14 protein-coding genes are annotated in these 15,228 nt (G+C 59.5%); all 14 read left to right on the top strand.

Annotated features, from left to right (window positions below; translation table 11 throughout):
* The first annotated feature begins 1 nt into the window (after window position 1).
* The 14 genes from ACO9S2_RS02995 to ACO9S2_RS02930 all read left to right on the top strand — a co-directional run bounded on the left by ACO9S2_RS02995 (window position 2) and on the right by ACO9S2_RS02930 (window position 15,148).
* The gene (locus tag ACO9S2_RS02995; protein WP_423720370.1) at window positions 2–865 is read left to right on the top strand and encodes a class I SAM-dependent methyltransferase; all 864 of its coding nucleotides are present in this window, start codon (window positions 2–4) and stop codon (window positions 863–865) included.
* A 9-nt stretch (window positions 866–874) separates the two neighbouring features.
* Complete coding sequence (locus ACO9S2_RS02990; protein WP_423720369.1) at window positions 875–2,086, top strand: glycosyltransferase family 4 protein; 1,212 nt, start codon at window positions 875–877, stop codon at window positions 2,084–2,086.
* Between the two features lie 107 nt (window positions 2,087–2,193).
* Entirely contained in the window at window positions 2,194–4,086 is a 1,893-nt protein-coding gene (locus ACO9S2_RS02985; protein WP_423720368.1) for a polysaccharide biosynthesis protein, read from the top strand.
* 158 nt (window positions 4,087–4,244) lie between these two features.
* Window positions 4,245–5,273, top strand: a complete 1,029-nt coding sequence (gene rfbB / locus ACO9S2_RS02980; protein WP_423720367.1) for a dTDP-glucose 4,6-dehydratase — start codon at window positions 4,245–4,247, stop codon at window positions 5,271–5,273.
* Window positions 5,261–5,395, top strand: coding sequence for a hypothetical protein (locus ACO9S2_RS02975; protein WP_423720711.1), 135 nt, complete (start codon window positions 5,261–5,263; stop codon window positions 5,393–5,395). The genes rfbB and ACO9S2_RS02975 overlap by 13 nt, the downstream gene beginning before the upstream one ends.
* Window positions 5,392–5,817 carry a sugar nucleotide-binding protein gene (locus ACO9S2_RS02970; RefSeq protein ID WP_423720704.1) on the top strand — a complete coding sequence of 142 codons (426 nt, stop codon included), beginning with the start codon at window positions 5,392–5,394 and terminating at the stop codon, window positions 5,815–5,817. The genes ACO9S2_RS02975 and ACO9S2_RS02970 overlap by 4 nt, the downstream gene beginning before the upstream one ends.
* Window positions 5,818–5,890: 73 nt before the next feature.
* Window positions 5,891–6,448: a KdsC family phosphatase gene (locus ACO9S2_RS02965; protein ID WP_423720365.1), complete on the top strand. Its 558-nt coding sequence runs from the start codon at window positions 5,891–5,893 to the stop codon at window positions 6,446–6,448.
* A 6-nt stretch (window positions 6,449–6,454) separates the two neighbouring features.
* The gene (locus tag ACO9S2_RS02960; protein ID WP_423720363.1) at window positions 6,455–7,933 is read left to right on the top strand and encodes a mannose-1-phosphate guanylyltransferase/mannose-6-phosphate isomerase; all 1,479 of its coding nucleotides are present in this window, start codon (window positions 6,455–6,457) and stop codon (window positions 7,931–7,933) included.
* 57 nt (window positions 7,934–7,990) lie between these two features.
* Window positions 7,991–9,391, top strand: a complete 1,401-nt coding sequence (locus ACO9S2_RS02955; RefSeq protein WP_423720362.1) for a phosphomannomutase/phosphoglucomutase — start codon at window positions 7,991–7,993, stop codon at window positions 9,389–9,391.
* Between the two features lie 146 nt (window positions 9,392–9,537).
* On the top strand, window positions 9,538–10,473 hold the full coding sequence (locus tag ACO9S2_RS02950) for a DUF3108 domain-containing protein (RefSeq protein WP_423720361.1): 936 nt from the start codon (window positions 9,538–9,540) through the stop codon (window positions 10,471–10,473).
* Window positions 10,474–10,526: 53 nt separating this feature from the next.
* The gene (fbp, locus tag ACO9S2_RS02945; protein ID WP_423720360.1) at window positions 10,527–11,531 is read left to right on the top strand and encodes a class 1 fructose-bisphosphatase; all 1,005 of its coding nucleotides are present in this window, start codon (window positions 10,527–10,529) and stop codon (window positions 11,529–11,531) included.
* Window positions 11,532–11,569: 38 nt separating this feature from the next.
* The gene (locus ACO9S2_RS02940) at window positions 11,570–12,493 is read left to right on the top strand and encodes a class I fructose-bisphosphate aldolase (RefSeq protein WP_423720358.1); all 924 of its coding nucleotides are present in this window, start codon (window positions 11,570–11,572) and stop codon (window positions 12,491–12,493) included.
* 40 nt (window positions 12,494–12,533) lie between these two features.
* Window positions 12,534–14,069 (top strand): DegQ family serine endoprotease, encoded by a 1,536-nt coding sequence (locus ACO9S2_RS02935; RefSeq protein WP_423720357.1) that lies wholly within the window; start codon window positions 12,534–12,536, stop codon window positions 14,067–14,069.
* Between the two features lie 53 nt (window positions 14,070–14,122).
* Window positions 14,123–15,148, top strand: coding sequence for a PIN/TRAM domain-containing protein (locus tag ACO9S2_RS02930; protein WP_423720355.1), 1,026 nt, complete (start codon window positions 14,123–14,125; stop codon window positions 15,146–15,148).
* Window positions 15,149–15,228: the final 80 nt, after the last annotated feature.

Genomic DNA, 15,228 nt, shown 5'->3' with positions numbered 1-15,228 from the left:
TGTGGCAGCCGAGAGACTGATCGAACATTGTCCGATCGGGTGTGAGGGGAAGTTGGTCGAGACCGCGATCGTCTTACCGGAGGGCCCGTTGCGCCGGTGCGGGGACTGCGGGCAATTGGTGAGTCAGATTACGGCGCGCGCCTACGCGAGTTCGATGAAAGAGTTCGACACCCCGAGAGGAACGCTTCCGACCCGCCGCACGCAACGGAGGCATGATGCTCGGGCCGCCAAGCTGTTCGGGGTAGTAAGGACGCTCGTTCATTCAAACCCGGGAGCGGCTGTGAAGCTTCTCGACATCGGATGCTCCAGCGGGGCGCTCCTCAAGAGCGCCGTGCAGCACGGGTTCGATGCCGAGGGGGTCGAACCTGCGGCGCAAGCCGCCGAGTTTGCCAGGGAGACAGGATTGAAAGTCTTCCACGGGTATCTCCAGGAGGCGCACTACCCGGCGTCGAGTTTTGATGTGGTGACATTGATGGAGGTCATCGAACATCTTCCGGATCCCGGGGCGCTGTTGAGAGAGGTGTGGCGGGTGCTCAAGCCGAACGGCGTGCTCGTTGTGGGGACGGGCAATGGCGCCAGTTGGACAGTCGGGCTGGTTGGCGCACGGTGGGGATATTTTCAGGTGTCGGCGCACGGCGGGCATATCAGCTTCTTCAATCCGAATTCGCTGGGGATTCTGGCGCAGCGGTGCGGGTTTCAAGTGGAACGGAGCGAGACCCGGCGGGTCTCATTGGCGGAGCCGCAGGAGACCGGTCGAGTCACGTACCGGCTGCTCAAAGTTGCGGCTGAAATGCTGGCGATGCCGGCTCGACTGTTCGGCAAAGGCCATGACATGCTGACCTTTCTTCGAAAGCTCCCGGCGTAGATGCTGTCGATGCCGGAAGCCCAATCCCGACTCAAAGTTGCCATCTTGATCAAGCGGTTTCTGCGGACCGGCGGCGCGGAAAAGTATGCGATGGAGGTGGTGCGGCGGCTGGCGGTGGACCATGAGGTGCATGTGTTCGCGCATGAGTGGGCCTTTGACGGCCCCGAGCCCGTTACGTTTCACAAGATTCCCAGAGTCTGCCGCAAACCGGCATGGGTGAATCAGCTGTTTTTTTCGTATTTCTGTCGCAAGGCGGTGGGGGGGGCATTTGATGTGGTGCACTCCTTTGAAAAAGTGCCGACGTTTGACGTCATGACGGTGCAGTCGCCGTGTTTTAAGCCTCCGCATCTCGAATTGCAGGGACGCTGGAGGCGGGTCCTGGATTGGGTGCGGATGGCGCTCAGTCCCCGAAAGTTCGCCTGGCGATGGCTGGAGGCCAGGCAGTTTGCCGACGACGGGATGCGGCTGATTATCGCCGTGTCCGAGAACGTGAAACGGAATGTGCAGGCCTGCTATCGGCTACACGACGGGTACTTCAGGCTGGCCTATACCGGGGTGGAGGTGCCGAAGATCACGCGGGTGTATTCGCGGCAGGAGCTGGACGACGTCCGCTCTCAGCTGGGGCTGTCTGCCGATGATATCGTGGTGTTATTCGTAGGGACTGAGTTCAAACGGAAAGGATTGGATGGCCTGTTAGAGGGGCTGGCCCTGGCGCCGCGCGAGAAGTTCAAGCTGCTGATCGCGGGCGGCGGCGGAGGCAAGCTGGACCATTATACGCGTCTCACGGAAACAATGGGATTGGGTTCTGAGGTGCGGTTTCTCGGACTGGTTCAGGACATTGAACGGATCTATCCGATCGCCGATATGTATGTCTTGCCCACATTGGCCGATCCCTGTCCGCTCGCTCCGCTTGAAGCCATGGCGGCCGGGGTGGCGACGATTATGAGTGGACCTGATTTTAACGGGAGCGCCGAATTGATCCGAAACGGAGAGGCCTTGCTCCTGTCCGACCCTCGTGACCCGCACGAAATCGCCCAAGCGCTGAAGACCCTGATGGATAGCCGAGTTCGGCAGGAACTGGCTGAAAAGGGGCGTCAGGTGGTGCGTCAATTCACGTGGGACAAGACGGCTGCGGAAACTCTGTCGGCGTATCGGGACGTTATGCGGCGCAAACGTCTGCACCGGGAGGCGGTGGGATCGTGCCGCGCGACAGGAATATGATAGGCAGGTGCGGGGTGGTTCCCGTTTGGAAGCGACCGGTGGTGCATCGAGCGGCCAAAGCGGCCGTGTTGACGCCGGGAGTGTAGCCCGAAGATGCAAGGAGCCTTGTGAAAAGCACTGCCAGTCACATCTTTCACACAGTGGCAGGAAAGTACGGCCAATTGGTCCTGCGTTTCCGATCGCTTCTTGTCGTCGCAACCCACCTGGCTCTGATTGTGGCGGCGCACCTGACGGCGTTTACGTTGCGCTTCGAGGGCGATATTCATGCGCCATACGATCGGATGATGTGGCGCTATCTGCCGGCTGTATTGGCGATCTATTGGGGCGGGCTGCGGGTGTTCGGTATCCAACGGGGGTTGTGGCGCTATGTCGGGCTGCATGACCTGGGGCGTATCTTCTGGGCCTCTCTTGCCGGTTCAGCCGCGTTTTTCGTGGTGGTTCACCTTGTCTTTGGATTAGCCGAGTATCCGCGCTCGATCATTATTCTCACAGGCCTCCTGAGCGGGCTCTATATTGCCGGCATCCGGATGGCCGTTCGCTGGTTTCGGGAGTGGCTTCAGATCGTCGCGCCGACGGCGAGACGCGTGCTGATCGTCGGTGCCGGCCGTGCCGGGGAATTGCTTGTGAGGGATATGTTGTCCGATCCGAGCTACCACAGCCGTCCCGTCGGATTTATCGATGACGATCCCGTGAAGCGGAAGATGAAGATTCACGGCATTCCCGTGGTCGGGACGATCGGCGAGATCAAGCAGGTTGCGGATCGTTTGGAGGTGCGGGAAATCATCGTGGCGCTGCCCTCCGCTTCGACCGTCACGAAACAGAAAATCCTGGCGGCATCAGAAGGCTGCACCGCGCCGATCAAAATCCTGCCCAATGTGAAGGAGTTGTTGGGCGACCCCGTGTCTCTGCAACAAGTGCGGCCTATGAGCCTGGAAGATCTGCTCCAGCGGGAGCCGGTCCAGACGGATCGGCAGGAGTTGCATCCCCTCATTGAAGGAAAGACGGTATTGGTGACGGGGGCCGGTGGGTCGATCGGATCGGAGTTGTGCAGGCAGATCGCCTTCTATAAGCCCGAATCGCTGGTGCTCTTCGAGCGGTACGAAAATTCCTTGCATTCGTTGTTGCTGGAGTTGCGCGCGGCGTTTCCAGCTGTCGGCGTCCTGCCCGTGATCGGGGACGTCACCAGTTCCGAGCGCGTCACGGAAGTGTTTCGGCAGACGAGCCCGGATCTGGTTTTCCATGCGGCCGCGCATAAGCATGTGCCGTTGATGGAACTCAATCCCAAGGAAGCGGTACGGAACAATGTGTTGGGCACGCGCACTGTTGCCCAGGCGGCGCTGGAGGCAGGGGTTGATCGGTTCGTATTGATTTCGACCGATAAGGCCGTGAATCCCACCAGCGTCATGGGGGTGAGCAAGCGGATTGCGGAGCAGGTGATTCAGGGGTTCAATCGTCGGGGGAAAACCAAATTTACCGTGGTGCGGTTCGGGAATGTCCTGGGGAGCAACGGGAGCGTCGTTCCATTGTTTTCCGAGCAGATTCGGAGGGGCGGCCCGATCACGGTGACGGATCCTGAGATCAAACGGTTTTTCATGACGATTCCCGAAGCCGTTCAGTTGGTCTTGCAGGCGAGTGTGCTCGGGCAAGGCGGCGAGGTGTTTGTGCTCGATATGGGAGAACAGATTCGGATCGTCGATTTAGCGAGGAATATGATCGTCTTGTCGGGGTTGGTACCGGGAAAAGACATCGAGATTGTGTTCACGGGTTTACGGCCCGGCGAGAAACTCTATGAGGAGTTGTTTGACGAGCATGAGCAGGTGGAGCCGACGGCTCATGCCAAAATCAATCGAGCCGTTGGTCCCCCACGGCCGGACGATCTCGATCAATGGGTCGATAATCTGGAGACGAGTCTGTCCCGTTGGAATGAAGCGGCGGTATTGCAGCAGTTGCGAGCGCGTATTCCGAGTTTCACCCCGACGGCTCCTCAGCAGGTTTCCTGATTTTATCGGATCGCCCCTTTCTCCCCGTATTCATAAATGCAATATAGTCGCCAAGTTACTCGGGCTGGGCCGGGGACAACATTTGCGGGGGCGATGGGGTCCTGCTGCGCGCCAATCAACTGGTCAGCCAAACCGGGGCGAATCATCTCGGATAGTCAATGAATATTCTTCTGACCGGCGGAGCCGGATTCATCGGATCCCATCTCGTGCATCGGCTGCTTTCTCGTTCTGAACATCATATTGTCACGCTCGATGCCCTTCGGTACTCCGGCAACCTTGCGAATCTTGGGGATTTGGACGGACATGGCCGCCATGCTTTTGTGCGGGGGGATATCTGCGACCAGCCGCTGGTCGAGGCGCTCATCCGGGAGCACCGGATTGAAGGGATCATCAATTGTGCAGCCGAGACGCATGTCGACCGGTCTCTCCTCGATCCGGCAAGTTTTGTGCGGACCAATGTCGTGGGGACGGGGGTGTTGCTTGAGGCCGGACGTCGCGCAGGTGTGCGGCGATTTCTCCAGGTGAGCACCGACGAGGTCTATGGGAGTGTGGAGACCGGGATGTCGAACGAAGGGGATCTGTTGGCACCGCGCAGCCCGTATTCGGCCAGCAAAGCAGGAGGCGATGTGTTGGCGCTCAGCTATTGGGCAACCTATCGGTTTCCCGTCGTCGTGACACGGGGGACCAATACCTACGGGCCTAACCAGTATCCGGAAAAATTCATTCCGCTGTTTGTGACGAATGCGATCGATGATCAGTTGCTGCCGTTGTACGGGGATGGCCGGCAATGCCGCGATTGGCTGGCCGTCGAAGACCATTGTGCAGGTATCGAACAGGTGCTTCTGCATGGTGAGGCGGGTACGGTCTACAATGTGGGAGGCGGGAATGAACGGGAGAATCTTACGGTGGCCGAGCAGATTCTGGCGTGCCTGGGTAAATCAAAAGATCTCTTGCGCTTTGTAACGGATCGCCCCGGGCATGACCGGCGCTGCGCGGTGGACTGCAGCCGGCTGCGTGGTCTTGGCTGGAGCCCGCAGATCCCATTTGAGGAGGGGTTACGCGCGACGCTGCGGTGGTATCAAGAGCATGAAAGCTGGTGGCGCCGGATCAAGTCCGGCGAATTCAGGCAGTACTACGAGGAACAATATCGCCGTCGCTTGGAAGAAGGGACCGCATGCGGATCCTGATGCCAGCCGGCGCCAATGGGCGGCTAGGGAGCCAGTTGTGGCGAAACATTCCCTCCCATACGGACAGCCCCAAGAATCGTCCCGATTTCGACCTGATGCAACAGACCCCGGGCGGGACATAATAGAGGCCACATCCGATCTCATCATTCATGCCGTCGTCTATGCCGATGTCGATGGCGCCGAGCGAGGGCCGGGTCGAGTCATGGCGATCAATGTGTCGAAAACAGAACAGGTCGCAGGCGCCCTGGTCGGAGTTCGAGGGATTTGCACTTCGACCGACCGCGTCTTTTCTGGTTGGAAGCAGAGCCCCTACGATGAACAAGATTCTCCGGCCCCCCAGCTCTGGTCTTTCCAAGCAGCGCGCCGATTGGCTCGGCCTCCAGGCTATTCGGTGCTGAGGCTCGATCTGCTTCACTCTTGGGGGATCAGGGGGCGTCCCTGGCGCGAACCCCTGAGGGCCTTTATGAAAGCCGAGCAGCCTCTTTTCACAGCCCACCGGCAGCATCGAGTTGCCTGTCTTCTGTCGCGTCATTTTTCTTTGTAAAGTCTGCGCAGATCGGTAAGATGGGCTCCTGATAGGGGTTCTTCCCTAGCGCCAGGTTCATGATGAGGGTGAGATGGTAAAGCGAAAAGCAAAAGTGGTACCGGTTCGTAGCAGGTCTTTACAGGGCCGTTTACGGGCTATCCGGCTCTTTGCCACCGATGTGGATGGGGTGCTCACCGATGCCGGGATGTACTATGCGGAGTCGGGAGACGAGTGGAAGAAGTTCAACACCCGCGATGGGATGGGAATCAAACTTCTGCAAAAGGCCGGGTTCATCACGGCGATTGTGACGCAGGAGCGGACGAAGATCGTCGCACGGCGGGCCGAGAAGCTGGCGATTTCTGAGGTGCACCAGGGGGTCATGGACAAGCTGACCCTGATTCGTGAGATGGCCGGCCGGCATGGTCTGTCTCTCGGGGAAGTTGCCTATATCGGCGACGACGTGAACGATCTGGAATCGTTGCGCGCCGTCGGGTTTTCCGCGGCGCCGGCCGATGGCATGCCGGTGGTGTGTGCTGCGGTCGATTACGTGTGCCGGAAAAAAGGCGGAGAGGGGGCCGTTCGGGAAATTGTGGAGTTGCTGCTCCAAGCCCGCACCCTTCCCGAGTCCGCTTCCGGATCGAAACGGTGAGGTTGCATGATACGCAAAGGTAAGACCGGGTTGTATCCTGTCATTATGGCCGGGGGCAGCGGGACCCGTTTTTGGCCGCTAAGCCGGCATTTGTTTCCGAAGCAGTTGCTCAAGATCGGCGGGGACCGGACGCTGATTCAGCAAACGATGCAGCGGGTGTGCGGGTGCGCGCCCTCCTCCCAGGTTCTGATCTCCACGAACGCCGCACAGGCGGAGTTGATTCGTGTTCAGCTCGCCGATTGGAAGCACGACCTCACCCAGGGATTTGTGCTGGAGCCGGAAGGGCGTAATACGGCGCCGGCCATTGCGCTGGCCGCGCTCGAAGTTCTGCGGCGCGATCCGGAAGGGCTCATGTTGGTGGTGCCGGCGGATCATGTGGTGACCGGGCAGCGGGACTTCCAGTCCGCGGTGTCATTGGCGGTGCAGCTTGCAGAGCAGGGTTATCTGGTCACCTTCGGGATAAAGCCGATCAGGCCCGAGACGGGGTATGGCTATATCAAGCCCAACGGGCGAGCGATTCTTGGGAAACAGGGGAAGCTGAAGGGCTACCGCGTGCAGCAGTTTGTTGAAAAACCAAATGCGGCGAAGGCGGCTCAGTATCTTAAGGCGGGAAATTATTATTGGAACAGCGGCATGTTCGTCTGGCGCGCGGCGACGATTCTCGATGAAATCCGCCGACACCAGCCTGAATTGGGCAAAGTCGCGGATCGTATCGGAGCGCTGAAGGCTGCCGGGGCTTCCCAGACGACGATCGATGACATCTATCGCCAGGCCCTGTCTGTGTCCATCGATAACGGGGTCATGGAATTGTCCTCCAAGGCGGCGGTGGTCCCTGTGACGTTCCGTTGGTCCGATGTGGGCAGTTGGGGGAGTCTGGACGAGGTCGCAAAGAAAGATAAGTCCGGGAATGTCATGACCGGGCGCGTGGTCGATCTTGAAAGCGCACGGTCGATTGTCTATGCGGATCAGCGGGTGGTCGCTACCATCGGACTTCAGGACATGGTGGTGGTGGATACGCCCGATGCCACCTTGGTCTGTCCCAAGTCGCGCGCGCAGGATGTGAAGAAGATCGTGGAGGTGCTGAAGCGGCAAAAAGCGCCGGAGCATCTGGAGCATCTGACGGTCTTTCGGCCTTGGGGATCCTATACGATTTTGGAAGAGGGCCCCGGTTTCAAAGTGAAACGGGTGACGGTCAATCCCGGCGGGCGGTTGTCGCTCCAGCTCCATCACAAGCGCAGTGAGCACTGGGTGGTCATCGCCGGAACGGCGCGGGTGACCAGAGGGGGGGACGTGTTCGATCTCCAAGTAGGACAGAGTACGGCGATCCCGGTCGAAACCCAACACCGGTTGGAAAATCCCGGCCAGGAGACGTTGCATATTATTGAAGTGCAGAATGGCCCGTATTTGGGCGAGGACGACATCGTGCGGTTCAAAGACGATTACGGGCGGAACGTAGATTTGCCGGGCGCGAGGCGCGAGGCATGAGGCAAGGGCATGGACCTCTCGCCCATCGCCACGAGCCTCTCGCCTAGAAGGAGAGAGATGGGATTATTCCGCGAATACGATTTACGAGGAATTGTCGGGAAGGAACTGACCGAAGACATTGCCGAGCTGGTCGGGCGGGCCTACTGCACACATGTCCAGGGGCGCGGGGTGAAGACGGTGAGTGTGGGGCGTGATGGCCGCCTGAGTTCGCCCCAACTGCATCAGGCGCTGGTCAAGGGGTTGCTGGCCGGCGGCTTGAATGTCATCGACATCGGCATCTGTCCCTCTCCGTTGGTCTACTTCTCGCTGTTTCAACTGCCGGTGGACGGCGGCATCATGATTACCGGCAGCCACAACGCCGCCGAGTACAACGGGTTCAAGATTTGTGTGGGGAAAGAGGCGATTCATGGCGAGGAAATTCAGGAGCTTCGCCGGGTCATGGAGAAGGGGGAGTTCGTGTCCGGCCAGGGTACTCGGTCGGAGCACCCGATCATTCCCGATTATCTGGCCTATCTCAAGCGAAGTTTCGCCGGGGTGAAGGCCGGCCATCTCCATGTGGTGATGGATTGTGGCAATGGCGCCGCCGCCTTGGTTGCAAAGGAGGCGCTGGAGTTGTTGGGCTGCAAGGTGACGGGGTTGTATTGCGATTTGGACGGCCGGTTCCCCAACCACCATCCCGATCCCACCGTCCTGGAGAATTTGGCCGACCTCATGCAGGCCGTGAAGGATCACAAGGCGGATGTGGGCATCGGTTATGACGGTGATGCCGATCGCATCGGTACGGTCGATGAGCAGGGGAACGTTCTGTGGGGCGACCGCCTGATGGTGATCTACTCGCGGGACATTCTGGCGGCACAACCCGGCAGCACGATCATTTCCGAGGTGAAGGCGTCACAGAGCTTGTACGACGATATTGCCAGACATGGCGGTCGTCCCGTGATGTGGAAAACCGGCCATTCCTTGATCAAAGCCAAGATGAAGGAGGAAAAAGCGGTCTTGGCGGGAGAAATGTCGGGCCATATGTTTTTTGCCGATCGCTATTTCGGGTACGACGATGCCGTCTATGCCTCCTGCCGTCTGGTCGAAATTCTGGCGAAGCGGGCGATTCCACTGTCCGGCCTGGTTGCCGATCTGCCAGATACGACCGTGACGCCGGAAATTCGTGTCGATCTTCCCGATACGATCAAGTTCGACGTCGTCAAGCGGGTCCGCAGCCGGTTCGAGGAATACGTCACATCCAAACAGGGGCTGGGGCCCGATCAGCGTCGCGTCAGGGAGCTGGTGACGATCGACGGAGTCCGCGCGATTTTCGACGACGGGTGGGGCCTGATTCGGGCGTCCAATACTCAACCGGCGCTGGTCTTGCGGTTCGAGGCTCTCTCCCCCGAAAAACTCACCGCGATTCGCGCGATCGTGGAGGCTGAGTTGGCGGACGCGCGCCGGTTTCTGGGACACTAGTGTGGATGCTTCGCTGTTCAGGCTCCTCCGAGTCTTGTACCGGTACGAAAACTAGTTTTCACGCTTGGAGCGATGCCTGTCGGCCTACATCGTCCCCCTCCTTCGTAAGGAGGGGCAAGGGGAGGTCGAAGCCTGGGGGTGGCTACGTGGGCAGGCCGAGTCTTCCCGATTATGCCGCCGCCACTGGGCACTCGACTCCGCTCCTCCTCCCCTTACAAAGGGGAGGCAGTGGAGAGAATGCATACTGCGATACACTGAAGAGTCAAGTTTCTGTCCCGCTCGATTTCCTCAAAACCCGTTTCTCCATACCGGCGCTCTTCTCCATCGCCCTCCTGCCCCTTATCTTGGGTATTCCGGTCCTGAGCCTTGGGGCCGATGGTCTTGCGCAGGCCGCGCGGCCCTTCCAGGTCGGCGAACGGTTGACCTACGACATTTCATTCTTAAATATCAGTGCGGGAACAGCGGTCATGGAGGTCAAGGCGGGGGAGAGCGCCGGCGATCGGGTGATGGGGACGTTCGTGACGACCGCCGTGTCGAGTCCTATGGTCACCAGGTTCTTCCCTGTCGATAACCGCGTCGAATCGCTGACGGATCTGACGGCTCTTCTCCCGGAACATATGACCTTCCGCAGGCGGGAAGGGAAAAAGAAGGAAGATATCGAGTACACGTTTCATCGGAAGGACGGCACGGTGACTGCCGTGCGAGGGGGGACCACCGAAACGGTGCCGATCCCTGTCGGGACCCAGGACCTGATCTCCTGTCTCTATTATGTGCGCAGTCAGCTGCCGTTCAAGCAGGGGGCTTCGCTGGGCTTAAATGTGTATCACGATAAGAAAGTCCGTCAGATCGAAGTACGGGTTGAAGATATCGATACATTAGAAGGGCCCTGGGGCAGGCTTGAAACGGCCCAGGTGCTCGTGATCATGCCGTTCCAGGGCATTTTTCTGAACCAGGGCAATATTCGCGTGTGGTTTACGACCGATGCCCGTCGCATTCCTCTGAGAATGAAGGCGAAAGTCGTCATCGGATCGATTGTGGCGGATCTTATCGAGGGAATTCCCGAAGTGGCGAAGCTGCAATGAGGGGAGGAACTTTCATTGCCGGGCGCACGTAAACCCGCTATACTGACGGCACTATGGGACAATTTCCCCTTACATTAGGCCGCTTTATCATTCGCAGCCAGTCGCAGCACCCCGGTGCGACCGGAGAGTTTTCCGGTCTGCTGAGCCAGATCGGTCTGGTCGGGAAAGTCATTGCCCATGACCTCCGGCGCGCGGGCCTCATCAACATCCTTGGGACGACAGGCGAGACGAATGTCCAGGGTGAGACGGTGAAGAAACTGGACGAAATTGCCAACGGCACCTTCTTGCGCGCCTTTCAACAGCATGGACTGGTGTGTGCCCTGGCGTCCGAGGAAATGGAACGGATGGTGTCGTTGCCGGAGAACTGGCCGCAGGGGAAATACATGCTGCTCTTCGACCCGCTGGACGGGTCGTCCAATACCGATTGCAATATGCCGCTTGGCGCTATTTTTTCCGTCCTCCGGTACGAGAACAACGACCGTCAGCCGGTCGAGAGCGATATGTTGAAAAAAGGGCTGGAACAGGTCGCGGCAGGCTATCTGCTGTTCGGTTCCAGCACGATGCTCGTCTATACGGCAGGGCACGGCGTCCACGGGTTTACCCTTGAGCCCAGCATTGGAGAATATCTGCTCTCGCATGAACAGATCCGGATCCCTGACCGGGGGAAGGTCTACGCCGCGAATGAGGGCAACTACCACAAATGGGCGCCGGGCATGCAGAAGTATGTGGACTATCTGAAGGTCTCTGATAAGGCTACAGGACGGCCCTATAGCGGGCGCTACTCAGGTTGTCTGGTTGCCGACGTCCATCGCGTCCTGCTCGGCGGCGGGGTGTACTTTTATCCCGGCGAGACGGATAAGCCGGAGGGAAAACTCCGGCTCATGTATGAAGCCAATCCGCTGGCCATGGTTGTGGAGCAGGCGGGGGGGCGGGCGTCCACCGGGACGATGCGCATCCTTGAGGTGGAGCCGAAAAAGCTGCACCAGCGTGTTCCGTTGATGATCGGCAGCAAGCAGGATGTTGAAACCATCGAAGCGTTTATTCAAGGCCGGTCGTAACCGGCGTCATTCACGTCATTCTGTTCGGGAGGAGCGACATGGCAGATCGGGTGCAGGAAATTCTGAGCTGGTACGAAAGCGACAATGCAGGCACCAAGGCGAATCTGGCGCGCATGCTGCGACATGGCAAATTGGCAGGGACCGGGAAGCTCGTGATATTGCCCGTCGACCAGGGATTCGAACATGGCCCGGCCCGCAGCTTTGCCCCCAATCCGGCCGGCTACAATCCGCACTATCACTTTCAACTGGGCATCGATGCGGGATGCAATGCCTACGCGGCTCCGTTGGGATTCCTCGAAGCGGGAGCCAGCCACTTCGCGGGGCAGATTCCGCTGATTTTGAAATTGAACAACCATGATGTGCTCCACGATGAGAAAGATCCGCTGCCGTCGGTGACGAGCAGTGTCCGGGACGCCTTGCGGTTAGGCTGCGTCGCGGTGGGATTTACGATTTATCCTGGTTCGGCCCATTGCCAGACGATGTATGAACAATTGCGAGCCATCACCGAAGAAGCCAAGGCATCCGGTCTGGCGGTCGTCGTCTGGTCTTATCCCCGCGGGTCCTCTCTCAGCAAAGAAGGTGAGACGGCGATCGATGTCGGGGCCTATGCCGCACAGATTGCGGCGCAATTGGGCGCCCATATCATCAAGGTGAAGCTTCCGACCGCCCATCTGGAGCAAGCCGCCGCCAAGAAGGTCTATGATTCGACGCAGATTCCTATCAAGACCCTGGCGGAGCGGGTCAGGCACGTGGTGCAGAGTTCCTTCGACGGCCGACGGATCGTGATCTTCTCCGGCGGCGCGAAGAGCGAAGACCAGAACGTGTTCGACGAAGCACGGGCCATCAGGGATGGCGGAGGATTTGGCTCCATCATCGGACGGAATTCCTTCCAGCGCCCCAAGGCCGAAGCGGTCAAGTTCCTGCACACGATCATGGGCATCTATGCCGGCGAGGTTCAATAGCACGTCCGTCCACAGAGACAAGGAAGAGGCGGCATAACACATGGAACGTCATTATCGGAACTCCGGATCAGGTCGCAGCTGGATCCTGGCCGCGGTGCTGCTCACCGCGGGGATGATCATTGGCTTTGTGGTGGCGTCAGATCTGGGGTGGCTGCCGACGGGTCATGCCGTGCCCGAAAGCCCCGCTCCCCAGGTGAGACCCGTCTCCACGGCACCGCAGCCGATTCTGCCGGGGATGGGAACCCAAAGCTTTGTGGAGATTGCCAAGGCGGTGAAACCGGCGGTCGTCAATATTTATGCGGCCAAGACCGGCAAGGCCGAAGGGTCCCATGCCACGCCGTTCGACGATCCCTTCTTTCGCAAGTTTTTCGGCGAGGAATTCTTCCGCCGCTTCGAGCAGCAGCAGCCGAAGGAGCGCAAGGAGCGAGGCCTGGGATCGGGTGTGATCGTCGAGTCGAACGGCCTGATCATCACGAACAATCACGTGGTCGGCAAGGCCGATGAAATTCGCGTTACCTTGTCGGATAAGCGGGAGTTTAAAGCCAAGCTCATCGGGACCGATCCCAAGACGGACATTGCCGTCGTCAAGATCGAGGCGACCGGGTTGCCGACGGTGGCCTGGGCGGATTCCGACCTGCTTGAAGTGGGAGAGTTCGTCCTGGCCGTCGGCAATCCGTTCGGGCTCACCCAAACCGTGACGTTGGGCATCGTCAGCGCCTTGGGACGGGCGGCGGGCATTGCCGAGTACGAAGACTTTATCCAGACCGATGCGGCGATCAATCCCGGCAATTCCGGCGGCGCGCTGGTGAATGTGCGCGGCGAGCTGGCCGGCATCAATACCGCGATCTTCAGTCAGAGCGGCGGCAACATGGGGATCGGGTTTGCGGTGCCCAGCAACATGGCGCGTTCGATCATGGATCAGCTGGTGAAGACCGGAAAGGTCGTTCGTGGCTGGCTGGGCGTCTCGATTCAGGAGCTGACGCCGGAATTGGCCGCGCAATTCGGTGTGAACGATACCAAGGGCGTGCTGGTCAGCGATGTGATGGATGAGAGCCCGGCCAAGAAAGCGGGCTTGGAGCGGGCCGACGTGATTCTGGAGTATGACGGGAAGCCGATGGATTCGCCCACGCATCTGCGGAACGCGGTGGCGCAAACTCCGGTCGGGAAGAAGGTGGCGGTGAAGCTTCTGCGCGAAAAGAAGCCGAAGACGCTGGATGTGACGATCGTCGAACAGCCCAAATCCATGGCGCAAGCCGGTGAAGAAGAGGCGGCTGAATCGGCCGCGCCGACCGGCGTCCTGGCCGACCTGGATGTCCGTGAGTTGACGGAAGATCTTGCCGGCCGCTACGGGATCAAGTCCGGTGAGCGTGGAGTGGTCGTGGCTCGGGTCAAACCCGGGAGCGCGGCCGAAGAAACCGGGGTGCGGGAAGGAGATATGATCGTCGAGATTAACCGGCAAGCGGTGGGGTCGATGAAAGCCTATGAACGGATCGCCGCCAAGCTCCCGAGCGATCAGGCGGTGCTGCTGTTATTGAAGCGGCAGGGACGGACGATTTATCTGACGCTCCGGCCGTGACGCGGTAAGAGGATGTCCCTCACAGGGGCATCCATGTGAGAGGAGGGCCCGGTATGGTATCGCGAGCCATATTCATCCTTCTCAGTGCGCTGGCGGGAATGACCCTGTTTTTGAGGGCCGAGAATGCCAGCGGAGCGTTCTGGTTGTACGGGTTCGCAATCGGCGCTGTCACGGGCGGGCTCATCGTCGCCGGCGAATATGCGTTACGGACGTTTTCATTCGGGATCATCGTAGGCGGGACGGCGGGGCTCGCCGCCGGGTTGCTGATGACGGGACTGGTCGAGTGGGTCGGCGGGGAAATCTTCGACGTGGAGACGTTCCTGTTTCATATCGGCGGGCTGGTGTTTCTGCTGGGGTTTCCGTATCTGGGGTTGGTCATGGGAGCGCGGTTCGGGCAGGAGGGATTGCCCGGCCCCAAGCAGCGGCCGACGGACCTGTCCGGGAGTTCGACCAGCCTGAAAGTGTTGGATACGAGCGTGATCATCGACGGCCGCGTGGCGGACCTCTGCGAGACCGGGTTTCTCGAAGGCGCCTTCCTGGTTCCCCATTTTATTCTGAACGAATTGCAGCACATCGCCGATTCATCCGATTCGCTCAAGCGTGCGCGCGGCCGCCGCGGCCTCGATGTCCTCAACAAGATTCAAAAAATGGTCGATGTGGACGTGCGGATTGTGGACGAGGACTTCCCCAACGTGAAGGAAGTCGATGCGAAGCTGGTGGTGCTGGCCAAGAAAGTGGGCGCCCGCATCATGACGAACGATTTGAATCTGAACAAAGTGGCCGAGTTGCAAGGGGTGCGCGTGCTGAACATCAACGAGCTGTGCAATGCCTTGCGGCCTGTCGTGTTGCCGGGGGAGACGATCCGTGTGTTTGTGTTGAAGGAAGGCAAGGAAGCGGGGCAGGGCGTCGCGTACCTCGATGACGGGACCATGATTGTGGTGGACAATGCGCGCCGGTGCATCGGGCGGAATGTCGATGTCGTCGTGACCAGTGTGTTGCAGACGACGGCCGGCCGGATGATCTTTACCCGGTTGAAAGAAGAGACCGAGCGAGAGGAGTTGCAGGTCGCTCGTGGCTAGGAGTCTGACGGAGGAGGCGATTCGGCTGCGGTGGACGATCCACGGCCATCTGCTTCGTTCTCGGCATGAAAAGATCTTCA

The organism is Nitrospira sp. NS4, assembly GCF_049546785.1.
Lineage (GTDB): Bacteria > Nitrospirota > Nitrospiria > Nitrospirales > Nitrospiraceae > Nitrospira_D.
The sequence above is the reverse complement of the archived record's forward strand: the minus strand, read 5'-3'. Positions and strand labels throughout refer to the sequence as shown.